The organism is Ferruginibacter lapsinanis (assembly GCF_020783315.1).
In the GTDB taxonomy this organism is placed as follows: Bacteria; Bacteroidota; Bacteroidia; order Chitinophagales; family Chitinophagaceae; genus Ferruginibacter; species Ferruginibacter lapsinanis.
This window is the reverse complement of the sequence record NZ_CP086063.1, coordinates 40,378-53,434: the sequence shown is the minus strand read 5'-3', so window position 1 is coordinate 53,434 and position 13,057 is coordinate 40,378. Positions and strand designations below refer to the sequence as shown.

At 37.0% G+C, this 13,057-nt stretch carries 4 protein-coding genes; 3 read left to right on the top strand and 1 reads right to left on the bottom strand.

The annotated features are described in order from the left end of the window. Positions 1-351: 351 nt before the first annotated feature. On the bottom strand, positions 352-1,641 hold the full coding sequence (gene tyrS / locus LK994_RS00210; protein WP_229760860.1) for a tyrosine--tRNA ligase: 1,290 nt from the start codon (positions 1,639-1,641) through the stop codon (positions 352-354). A 197-nt stretch (positions 1,642-1,838) separates the two neighbouring features. On the opposite strand from tyrS, the gene porU2 (LK994_RS00205) reads away from it, so the two are divergent. From porU2 (LK994_RS00205) to porU2 (LK994_RS00195), 3 genes are all read left to right on the top strand, one after another. Continuing rightward, positions 1,839-6,620 carry a putative type IX secretion system sortase PorU2 gene (porU2, locus tag LK994_RS00205; RefSeq protein ID WP_229760859.1) on the top strand — a complete coding sequence of 1,594 codons (4,782 nt, stop codon included), beginning with the start codon at positions 1,839-1,841 and terminating at the stop codon, positions 6,618-6,620. Between the two features lie 216 nt (positions 6,621-6,836). After that, entirely contained in the window at positions 6,837-7,940 is a 1,104-nt protein-coding gene (locus tag LK994_RS00200; protein WP_229760858.1) for a putative type IX sorting system protein PorV2, read from the top strand. A gap of 16 nt (positions 7,941-7,956) precedes the next feature. Then, on the top strand, positions 7,957-13,041 hold the full coding sequence (gene porU2, locus LK994_RS00195) for a putative type IX secretion system sortase PorU2 (RefSeq protein ID WP_229760857.1): 5,085 nt from the start codon (positions 7,957-7,959) through the stop codon (positions 13,039-13,041). Positions 13,042-13,057 lie beyond the last annotated feature (16 nt).

The window sequence follows — 13,057 nt, the reverse complement described above, 5'->3', positions numbered from 1 at the left end:
ATTCATCTTTTTGTGATGTAACCTTCATATGGCATTAATTGGTTGTTGAATGAACAACGATAGATTTTGCAAATCAGTTTTGGTTAAAACAAGAGGCAAAATATTCAACTAAGTTGATACTTAAATTGAATATATAGTTGGATTTTTTATGCAATCGTTGCCGGGAACGTTATTTTACTAAAAGTTTCTAAAACCGGCATCTGTTAAGCACTTCGAACATCGAAAGTAGTTATAAATTGTCGTATTTCGAAACAATTCGGCTCTTTTTTACTGTTCATGTAAGAGGAGGTGTTTTAAACAATAAACGCTGCTTATCGGGCAGCGTTTATTATTATGATACATTAAAAAAAATTAAATAAAAATTGAAAGGTAATAGTTCTTTTTACCTTTTTGTATCAAAAGGTATTTGTTATTCAATAAAGCAGTTGCTTGTACAAGATGATCGGGATTATCAATTTTAATTTTATTGATACTTACACCGCCTCCTTGTATCATTTTTTTTGCTTCTCCTTTGCTTGGAAAAATTTTTGTCTCTGCTAAAAAACTTACAATATCTATTCCGTTGATGATGCTTCCTTTCGGGTATTCAACAGTTGGTACACCATCCATTACATGTAATAATTGTTCTTCATTCAGCTGATTTAAAATTTCGGCTGTATCATTATTAAATAAAATTTCCGACGCTTTGATTGCAAATTCATAATCAGCTCTGCTATGTACCATGCAAGTAACTTCTTCGGCTAATTTTTTTTGTAGCAGTCTTTGGTATTCGTTGCCTTTGTGTTGTTCGATCAGTGTATTGATCTCTTCTTTACTTAAGAGCGTAAATATCTTTATAAACCTTTCAGCATCTGCATCTGCTGCATTCAGCCAAAATTGATAGAATTGATAAGGAGATGTCTTTTTAGCATCCAGCCAGATATTTCCCTTTTCTGTTTTGCCAAATTTCCCGCCATCGGCCTTGGTCATCAGCGGACAGGTAAAAGCGAAGGCTTCATTGCCTGATTTTTTTCTTATTAATTCTGTACCGGTTACAATATTTCCCCACTGATCACTGCCGCCCATTTGAAGTTTGCAATTTTTATGTTGGTTCAACCAGTAAAAATCATATCCCTGTACAAGCTGATAAGTAAATTCTGTAAAGCTCATTCCGCTATCACCTTCCAGTCTCTTTTTTACACTATCCTTACTCATCATATAATTCACGGTAATGTATTTTCCCACATCACGGATAAAGTTTAAAAAACTGAAATCTTTAAACCAATCGTAATTATTTACCATTTCGGCAGCATTGGGTTTTCCCGGATCAAAGTCAAGAAACTTTTCCAGCTGAGCTTTGATGCCTTTTAAATTGTGGGCCAATGTTTCTTCACTTAAAAGATTTCTTTCTTCGCTTTTACCGCTAGGGTCTCCCACCATACCTGTTGCACCACCAAGCAATGCAAACGGTTTGTGTCCGTTTCTTTGAAGGTGTATCAATAGCATAATAGGCACTAAGCTGCCAATATGTAAACTGTCTGATGTGGGGTCAAAGCCAATATAGCCATTGGTCATTTCTTTTTTAAGCTGATCCTCTGTTCCGGGCATTATATCCTGGATCATACCTCGCCATTGCAATTCTTCTATCAAATTCCCAGTCATTTTCTATACTATGTTTTGATTAATAACGTTTAATAAGCTGATTGTTACTGCAAAAATGCTTAGAAAAATCGAAAAAAATAATTAAGTTTGCAACCACTTACGTTTTTCACCCGTCTATCCAACTACAACCTTAGATTAGAGGTTGATAATGAGCATTTATTATATTCGTATACAACACTAACCTTTTTTATATTTTGATGAAAACTTTTTTCTTATTAATTGGATTGATTGTGAGTGCTTTGTGCAGTAATGCCCAAACATACAATAATGAATGGATAGACTATAATAAAACCTATTATAAGTTCAATGTGGGCGCCAACGGGCTCTACCGTATTTCTCAATCCGCCTTGTCTGCTGTGGGCTTAGGGAGTACTCCCGCAGAAAATTTCCAATTATGGAAAAATGGTGTAGAAGTACCTGTTTACACGAGTGTTGCAACCGGAGTGCTGGGCATCACTGATTTTATTGAGTTTTACGGAGAAATGAATGATGGTACTACAGATACAAAACTGTACAAAACCGATTTACTTCAGATGTGTACTAAAAATAGCTTATACACTGATACTGCAGCCTATTTTTTAACAATAAATACAACTTCTGCCAATAAAAGAATGATTACTGCTACTAATGATGTGGCAGGAAATGTATTGCCTGTTGAACCTTATTTTCTCTACACTTTTGGGAAATACTATAAGAATCAGATGAATGTGGGATATGGATATGATCTGGGAGAATTAGTGAGTGCAGCTTCTTATGAAACGGCGGAAGGCTGGACCAGTGCCAATATTGGCCCGGGAGCAAAGCTAACAGAAAACAATGCCAGTTTGAGGGTATATACTTCCGGTCCGGCAGCAACGCTGAGTACTGTAATGGCAGGAAATGCTTACACCAGCAGAACAGTTACCACAAAGCTTAGAGGAAATACAATTGCAACAACAGCGATCAATGGATATAATATCAGCAGAGTAACCACAGGTGCCATTCCGCTTACTTATTTGGCAAATGATTCGGCAAGACTTGAATTTTCAAGTGCCAGTAGTTCTACAGGAGATAAAATGGTTGTGTCTCATTTTGAATTGACCTATCCAAGGCAATTTAATTTTAATGCCGCATCTCAGTTTTATTTTGAACTGGCAGCAAGCGTTTCGGGGAAGTATCTTGAAATTGCCAATTTCAGTTATGGCACGGGGGCTCCTGTGTTGTATGATCTTACCAATCGCTTAAGATATGTGGGGGTAGTAGCATCAGGATTGGTGAAATTTGCTTTGCCAGCCTCAGCCTCAGTTAGAAAATTGGTTTTGTTAAGCACAGATCCAGGTAAGATCTTGTCTGTAAATAAATTTACTGTTAGAAATTTTGTTGATTACAGTCTGGCAACTAATCAGGGAGATTATGTTATTATCAGTCATCCGCTTTTGTATGATGACGGATCAGGTAATAATAATGTAGAAAAATACAGAGCTTATAGAAGTTCAACTCAGGGAGGTAGCTTTAATGGGATAATTGTTAATATGGATCAGCTGACGGATCAGTTTGGTTACGGAGTTAAGCATCATCCATTATCAATAAGAAATTTCTCGGCTTTCGCTTTGGATAATTTTACGGTAAAACCAAAATATTTCTTTTTGATAGGAAAAGGGTTGAATTATACAGCGTTTAAAAATCATGAATCATCGGCTGCTATCGATAAACAGGCGATGATACCAACCTTTGGTTTCCCTTCGTCTGACAATTTACTTACTGCAAGCAGAACAGGCGAATATCCATTGATACCAATAGGAAGACTTTCCGCTATTGCTGGAAATGAGGTGGGTATTTATTTAGAAAAAATAAAACAATACGAATCGGCTCAACAAAATCCATCGCAAACTATTGCAGATAAAGCCTGGATGAAAAATATTGCAGAGGTTACCGGAGGTTTGACAGATGGTAGTTTAGCAGGATTGATCACAAGTTACATGCAGGGCTATGAAGAAATAGCAAGTGATACTTTGTTTGGTGCAAAAGTGTATCAATTCAGCGCCAACTCAGGTTCAAATAAAGCATTGGGTACTAATAAAACCATGGAAGATCTGTTTAGCGAAGGATTGACCTTGATCACGTATTTCGGGCATTCATCTCCCAATACGATCGAATTTAATCTCGACGATCCTCAGGGATATAACAATACAGGAAAATATCCATTGATAGTGGTGAACGGATGTGAAAGTGGCGATTTGTTTCAGTTTGATACAGCAAGAGCCTTCAGCTCCGGAACGCTTTCAGAAAAATTTGTGTTTGCTGATAAAAAAGGGAGTATCGGGTATATAGCGAGTACACATTTTGGTTTGCCTACTCAGTTAAATTATGTGAATACAGAATTTTATCAAAATTTTTCGAACAATATGTATGGAGAATCTATTGGAAAAATTTTGCAGACTACAATGAAGGATGTAAGTACAGTGTATAGCTCAGATTATATTGCACAAACACATGTAGAAGAGATCACCCTTCATGGAGATCCGGCGATCGTTATGAATGCTCATGCCAAACCTGATTATGTTACTCAGGATTCTTTGTTGAACCATACTCCGCTAATTGTAAGTGTAGCTGATGATGCAGTAACGGTTACAGCAAAAGTGGTCAATATCGGTAAGTCTACATTAGATTCTGTTGGAATCCTTATTCAGCATACAAAACCTAACGGTACCGTAGAAACGATATTTAACGGAAAAATCAATCCTGTAAAATTTCAGGATAGTATTTCGGTTGTGTTGCCACTTAATCCGTTAGAAGATAAAGGAGTGAATCAGATAACTGTTACAATTGATCCGGATAATCTTGTTCAGGAATTATCAGAAACAAATAACACGGCTACAAAAAGTTTTACCATCATTGAAGATGAGATCCGTCCGGTATATCCATACAATTATGCCATAATCAATAATAACAATCCAGTGTTGTTTGCGTCAACAGCAAATCCAACAGCAGGTGTGGAGCAATATGTAATGGAAATGGATACTACGGCATTATTTAACTCTCCATTTAAAGTAACTAAAATAGTGTCAGGCTCGGGAGGTGTGATACAATTTACCCCCGGTGTGGTTTTATCAGACAGCACAGTTTACTATTGGAGAGTAGCTATAGGGCCGGCATCAGATAGCACTCACTGGTTAAGCAGTTCATTTGTATACATTAATGGAACTGATGATGGCTTTAACCAATCGCACTACTATCAATATAAAAATGATAATTTTTCTGGCATCAAAATCAATGATTCAAGAAAATTTGCATTTGATGATAAACTAAGTAAGATATTGGCAAGAGTGGGGGTGTATCCCTTTTATAACTGGGATCAGAACAATGTTAATCTGGATGATATCCAGGTTGATTTCTGGGGTTGTACGGCTAACGGAATGCAATTCTATATTTTCGATAGTGCCAGTATGGCTCCCTGGGAAAATTCGATTCAGCTAGATGGAAATGGAAGGTTTGGCAGCAGACCACCTTGCGATGGAACCAGAAGATTTTTCGAATTCCCTATGGATCAGCAGACATACCGGAAAAAAGCAATGGACTTTTTGGATAGCATCCCTAATGGCACCTATGTGCTTATCAGAAATATTGTGGTAAACGGATCTGGTAATCTGTTTATCGACAAATGGAAGAGTGATACAGCTGTGTATGGCAGTGGAAATTCTTTGTATCATAAATTTAAAAACCTGGGCCTTAACAAAATCGATTCTTTTACAAAGGCTCTTCCGTTCTTGTTTGTCTTTAAAAAAGGAGATTCTGTTAATGTTCCTATTTATCAGGATATTGGAACTTCAGTAAGTGCGCAACTTGTTGATGCGTATTATATCCCTAGTAAACAAATATCAGGTGATGTTACCACTCCATGGCTTGGTCCTGTAAAAACATGGAAGAATTTCAAGTGGGATGAATTTACCGATCCGCAATCAACAACTGAAAAGAGTTTTGATATCCTTGGTAAAGATATATATGGACAGGAAGTGTTGTTGGCAAACGTCTATGAATTAAAAGATACAAGCATTGCTTTTATAGATGCTGCAACTTATCCTTATCTCAAAATAAGACTGCACAATACTGACCCTCAACAAGCAAAAACAACCCAGCTAAAATACTGGATGCTTACAGGAAGTAAAGTGCCTGAAGGGGCCATCGCTCCGGATATAGCGTATCAATTCAAGGATACAGTAGCCTTAAATGACACCCTGCATTTTAAAGTAGCATTTAAAAATATCAGCGACGCCGCATTCGATAGTATTAAAGTGCGTTTAACCATTACTGATAGAGACGGCGTGCCGCATGTGTATAATAATATCGGAGGAAGACGTATCAAACCTCTGGGAGCAAGCGAGTATGCAGTTATTGAGTATAATATTCCTATGGCAAATTATTTCGGAGAAAATCAGTTTTACCTTGATGTAAATCCGGATGGCAGCCAGCCCGAACAATTTCATTTTAATAATGTGTTGTACAGGTCATTGTTTGTTACCGAAGCGGCCAAATGCCCTAATGGGAAAGTGATTTATTATACCGGAAAATATTCGCCAACCAATGTGTACAGATGGCAGGTAAATACCGGTAGTGGTTATCAGGATATCACTGATAACGGAGTTTATTCGGGAGCCCATAAAGACACCCTGACTATTTTAAATGCCCCAACATCCATGTATGGATACAAGTTTAGGGCAATCATTAATAAGAACTCAGTATTATCTACCGGGTATGAATTCACATTAAAATTTGCACTGGTTTGGACAGGAGCTATAGATGATTCCTGGGAAAATCCGGGCAATTGGGGATGTAATAAAGTGCCTGATGCAAATACGGATGTTATCATCAATTCTGGAGTAACGGTTTACCCGGTTATAAGAAGTGCAGCAGAATGCAGGAGTATCAACTTATTGCCGAATACATCTGTGGAAGTCAGCGACGGATCTTCTTTAAATATAACCGGTCCACCGAGTCAATAATATTATAAAAGTGGTAGGGCTGTTTTTATGTAAATAAAAGCAGCCTTTTCGCTTTTTAAAGCGTCTTTTTTACAAAATGGATATATATTTGTTAAAACAGAAATTCTATTACATCGTATATTGATTAAATTTGTACCCTAAGGTTGTTTTAATAGACTTAAAATAGTTTTCACAGGCTGTTTTACATAACCATTATCAATTGCTAATTAGAATAAAATGACGAATAGAAATCTGTTTATAGTAGTTTTTTTACTTTCCCCTTTCTTATCTTTTTCTCAATTCAGAAAATACTCTAACGAGTTTTTAAATATTGGTGCAGGTGCCAGAGGATTGGCTATGGGTGGAGCGCAGGCTGCATCTGTAAGTGATGGTACTGCAGGCTATTGGAATCCGGCCGGATTAGCATTAGTAGAAGATCATCCTGATGTGAATTTAATGCATGCAGAATATTTTGCCGGTATCGGTAAGTACGATTATGTATCTGTCGCTATTCCGGCTCAAGATAATAAAAGAACACTGGGGGTGTCTCTTTTACGTTTTGCTGTAGACGATATACCTAATACTTTATTCTTGGTGGAGCCTGACGGTAATATCAACTATAATAATATTCAAACATTTTCTTCAGCCGATTATGCATTATTACTTTCTTATGCTCAAAACATTAAACCGATCAATGACAAGCAACTTAGTTTTGGAGTTAATGCAAAAGTGATTCACAGAAAAGTGGGAGCTTTTGCAACAGCATGGGGCTTTGGTATTGATGCAGGACTGCAGTTACGGGCCGACAAATGGCAACTTGGTATTGTTGCAAAAGATCTTACAACCACATTTAATGCCTGGTCGTTCAAATTTTCTGAAAAAGAAAAGGAAGTACTCTATCTGACAAAAAATGCCATACCGGTAAAATCAACAGAATTAACAGCGCCACGATTGGTTATAGGCGGAGGGTATAATTTCAATATCGGGAGTTCGGTGAAATTATTAGCTGAAGCAAATCTCGATCTGACCTTCGATGGTAAACGTAATACTGTAGTTAGTACTAAAGCTGTAAGTATTGATCCGCATATAGGTTTAGAGGCTGCCATAAAAGAAGTATTCTTTGTAAGAGGCGGCGTTACTAATTTCCAACGGGCATTATCTGACGGAGATTTGATCAATCAAAAAAAAGTATGGATCTATCAGCCTAGTCTTGGTGCAGGTTTCAGGATAAATAATGTTACAATTGATTATGCGTTCACTAACCTGGCCAATCAATCCAACCCTTTGTATACACATATCTTTTCTCTACATCTTGGTTTAATAAAAAAAGAAAAGTATTAAAAATAATATAGCAGTGATGAAAAAAATATTAATTCCCTTCTTTTTATTAATAACGCTGGCGGGGCACGCTCAGCTTAATAATAGTTGGATTGATTACAATAAAACATATTACAAGTTTACTGTTGGCAGCACAGGCTTGTACCGGATCAATCAATCTGTATTAGCGGCCGCTAATTTAAATACAGTGTCGGCTGAAAATTTTCAGTTGTGGAGAAACGGCCAGGAAGTTCGTTTGTATACATCCGTTAGTACCGGGGTTTTTGGGCCTTCAGATTATATCGAATTTTTAGGAAAAGCTAATGACGGGCTATCGGATAAGCAGTTATACAGAAAACCTGAGTTTCAACTTTGCGACAGTATCAGTTTGATCACAGATACTGCAGCTTATTTTCTTACCGTGAATACTGCTTCTGCCAATTTACGCTATATCAATACACCTAATGTGACTGCAGGTAACAGCTTGCAGGCAGAAACTTATTTTATGAGGAGGCTGAGCCATCCTTTTAAAGAACAGATCAACAGAGGCTTCGCTGAAATTGTGGGAGAATATGTTTATTCTTCGTCTTACGATAATGGTGAAGGTTGGTCAAGTTATGATGTGCAGCCAGGAACAGACCTGAATTATCAGTTCAATAATTTGAATGTGTATACAGCAGGACCAGCTGACGGGCTTTCGGTATATATATCGGCTTCAGGTAATGCCCTGAATTATAGGAGTGTTAAAATGAAACTTTTTGACAACGTGGTGGTAAATGAAGTGATGGATGTTTTTAATTCTCTCAAGAAGCAGGTAGATGGATTACCCCTATCGTATCTGCAGAATCCGAATTCTGCCACATTCTCCATTAACGGTACTTCAGGAAATGTAAATGATAGAATTGTTATTTCAGAAATCGCACTTACTTATCCGGCAACTTTTAATTTCAATAATCAGAAGAATTTTTATTTTGAGTTAAAGGCATCAGTACCCGGCAATTATTTAGAAATAGACAATTTCAACAATGGTGGCGTAGCACCGATATTATATGATATCAACAACGGAAAAAGATTGGTGGGAGATATTACAAGTACCCCCGGAAAAGTAAAGTTTGTATTACAGGGTTCTGTTGACGCAGTGCGTAAGTTTATGCTGGTAAGTGAAGATGCTTCTAATATTTCAGCAGTAACTAGGCTTACAAGTCGCACATTTATAAACTATGCTAATACGATCAATCAAGGTGATTATTTACTGATAGCAAATCCGGTATTGTTTAATGACGGCACCGGAATTAATAATGTAGATAAGTACAGTCAATATAGAGCATCTGTTACAGGAGGAGGTTTCAATACCAAAATAATTTCTACTGATGAACTTACAGATCAGTTTGCTTTTGGGATCAAAAAGCATCCGGCATCGATAAGAGATTTTATTCGTTTTTCTGTAGCACAATTCTCCGTAAAACCTAAATACATTTTCCTTATAGGTAGAGGAGTTAGTTATGATGAGTACAGAAAACATGAATCCAGCCCTGAAGCTGATAGATTAAATCTGGTACCTACTTTTGGTTGGCCTGCATCTGATATGTTGCTTGCTTGCGAACCTGCCAAATTTGTGCCGCTGGTACCTATCGGTCGTATTGCTGTAGTGAACGGTACAGAACTTGGACATTATCTTGATAAAATGAAGGAGTATGAACAAGTACAGGCGGCTCCAAGCTGTTCAATAATAGATAAAGCCTGGATGAAGAATTTTATTCATGTTGTGGGTGGTGCTGATAGTGCAGAAGATGCGCTTTTCAAAAGCTACATGAAAACGTATGAAGACATTGCGTCAGACACATTATTCGGTGCTAAGGTGGAAACATTTAAGAAAGAATCAACAGCTTCTGTAGAACAGGCAAATGGAGAAAGGATCAAAACATTATTGAAAGAAGGGACAAGTTTGATCAGTTATTTTGGTCACTCTTCTGCAAATACTTTGGCATTTAATCTGAGTAATCCCGAAGTATATGAGAACAAAGGCAAGTATCCTTTCTTTTGTGTGAGTGGTTGCAGTGCCGGTAATTTCTTTACATACGATCTGGGAAGACTTGCAGATAATCTTTCGTTGTCAGAAAAATATGTATTGGCTAAAGACAGGGGTAGTATTGGGTTTTTAGCAGATTCACACTTAGGTATACCGCCTTATCTTGATCTGTATAACAAACAATTTTATGGAGCATTTTGTCGTACTCTATATGGCAACTCTGTTGGAAATCAATTGAAACAAGTGTTGCAAAACCTGGGAGGTAATATCAGAGAGTCTGATTATTACTTGCGAATGCATTTGGAAGAAATTACTTTGCACGGAGATCCGGCGCTGAAGATGAATCATTTTGATAATCCGGATTTTGTAGTAGAAGATCAAACGGTGAAGATCAGTCCTTCAATTATTTCTGTTGCAGATAATAATTTTACCATTAATGTTAAGATGTTTAATATCGGTAAAGCTGTAAATGATTCTATTCGTGTTACAGTAAAACATAAATTACCCAGCGGTGATGTACAAACGCTTTATGATAAAAAGATCGCTTCGATCGATTATATTGATTCTGTAAATCTGATCGTACCTATCAATTCGTTGACCGATAAAGGACTTAATCAAATAACAGTAACAGTAGATGCTGATAATAAAATTGCAGAATTATGTGAGGTGAATAATGTGGTTACAAAAGACTTTTACATTTTTGAAGATGAGTTACGTCCTGTATATCCTTATAATTATGCTATTGTAAGTCAGCAAAATATTACCTACAGTGCCTCTACAGCAAATCCATTAATGGGGCAACGCCAATTCCTGATGGAAATAGATACTACCGAATTGTTTAATTCAGCATTTTTAAAACAATATACCTCAACCGGTTTAGGAGGATTGATACAGTTCACGCCAAATAATGTCACATTTACTAATGGAACAGTGTATTACTGGAGAACTGCTATTGCTCCGTTAACAGCCACTCCACCGATCTGGAATACCTCATCGTTTGTGTATTTGGCAGGTAGCAGTACCGGTTTTAATCAATCGCACTATTATCAGCATTTACATAGTACCTATACAGATATGAGTTTGGGTACTGATCGGAAATTTACTTTTGATAAAACTAAAAATGATCTATTAATAAGAACCGGTCTATATCCATATTTCGACTATGATGGTATTGATATCAATCTGAATTTTTCCCGATTAGATCTATATGGTTGTCGTTATAATGTTTTGCAGATCGCTGTTTTTGATAGCATTACTCACTTGCCATGGAAAAACTATCCGGTAAATGGTGGCACAGAAGGGCGCTTTGGTAGTTGGCTTCCCTGCCAGGATATAGCGCATCCAGAATATAGGAATTTCTTTGAATTTCCTTATGATATAGCATCTTATAGAAAAAAGGCGATGGACTTTTTGGATGCAATTCCAAGTGGGATGTATGTATCAATTACTAATTTAGGTTCTGATGTAGATGCCTTTGGCTTTGTTTTTAAGAACACTACTTTTATAGATGACTGGAAGGCTGATCAGAGTACTTTAGGTACGGGACAATCGTTGTATCATAAGTTAAAATCTGTAGGGTTCAGTCGTATTGATGAGTTCACAAAAAATCTTCCTTTCCTGTTTTTCTACAAAAAAGGAGAAGCGGCCACTTATCCACCGCATCAGTTTGTGGGGGTTACAGCAGAAGAACATATTGAACAGGCATTTCCTTTACTTGGTTCAGAACGTTCGGGTACAATTGAGTCGCCTTTATATGGCCCTGCAAAAACATGGCATGAATTACATTGGAGAGGTACTACTACTGATCCTGTAATAGCAGATTCTGTATCTGTTGAAGTATATGGTGTTAAGAAAGATGGCACTAAAGTATTAATGGCAACGGTACGTCCTGCCATTGATACAACACTGGCATTTATCGACGCATCGGTATATCCGTATGTTCAATTAAAAATGTTGAATACTGATGAAATTTATGCAACGCCGCAACAACTTACTTACTGGAGAATAAATGCTGATTATCTTCCTGAGGGGGCGGTGGCACCTAATATTTTATTGAATATGAAAGATACGCTTGAACAAGGAGAGAAAGTTGATTTTTCGTTAGTATTCAAAAACATAAGTGCTGTAGCATTTGATAGCTTGAAAGTTAAATTTGTGATCACTGATAAGGATAATGTTCCGCATGTAATTGATATTCCTAAGAAGAAAGCATTGGTTGCCGGCGATACTGTGATTGTGAGGTATAGTATTGATACCAGGGATTTAGGTGGCAATAATACCTTGTATGTAATGTTCAATCCGGATGATGATCAGCCTGAGCAATATTTATTTAATAATTTTATCTATAAGAATTTTTATGTAAATGAAGATAGATATAATCCTTTGCTGGATATTACTTTTGATGGAGTGCATATCCTGAATAAAGATATAGTAGCAGCCCAGCCTAATATTTTGGTTAAACTGAAAGATGAGAGCAGATTTCTGGCACTGAAAGACACAGCCCTGCTAAAAGTACAGGTGCAGTTCCCGGATGGTTCTTTGCATGATTATCATTTTGCAGATATGCTCAGGTTTACGCCGGCAGATTTGAGTAATGGCCAAAATTCAGCTACGATAGAATTTAATCCCACATTTACTGATGATGGAGAATATCTGTTTATTGTTTCTGGTAAAGATGTGGTAGGTAATAAAGCCGGCTATATTGAATATCGTGTAGTCTTTACTGTTATCAATAAACCTATGATCTCTAATCTGTTGAATTACCCGAATCCGTTCACAACTTCAACTGCATTTGTATTTTATATTACCGGTAGCGAACCTCCGCAGGGTATGCGTATTCAGATTCTTACCATTACAGGTAAGGTGGTAAGAGAGATCAGTAAGGAAGAATTGGGGCCTATACATATTGGCAGAAACATTACCGAATTTAAATGGGATGGAACTGATAGTTATGGTCAGAAACTGGCTAATGGGGTTTATCTATACAGGGTGTTGACCAGTCTGAATGGTAAAGCATTAGATAAATATAAGCCTGAAGGAGATAAGACAGATAAGTTCTTTAATAAAGGATACGGTAAAATGTATTTGATGAGATAGGGCATGAAATTTATCA

Excerpts from the sequence above, each read along its gene's own strand:
- porU2 (WP_229760857.1), top strand. The coding sequence starts at position 7,957 with ATGAAAAAAATATTAATTCCCTTCTTTTTATTAATAACGCTGGCGGGG.
- porU2 (WP_229760859.1), top strand. The coding sequence starts at position 1,839 with ATGAAAACTTTTTTCTTATTAATTGGATTGATTGTGAGTGCTTTGTGC.
- LK994_RS00200 (WP_229760858.1), top strand. The coding sequence starts at position 6,837 with ATGACGAATAGAAATCTGTTTATAGTAGTTTTTTTACTTTCCCCTTTC.
- tyrS (WP_229760860.1), bottom strand. The coding sequence starts at position 1,641 with ATGACTGGGAATTTGATAGAAGAATTGCAATGGCGAGGTATGATCCAG.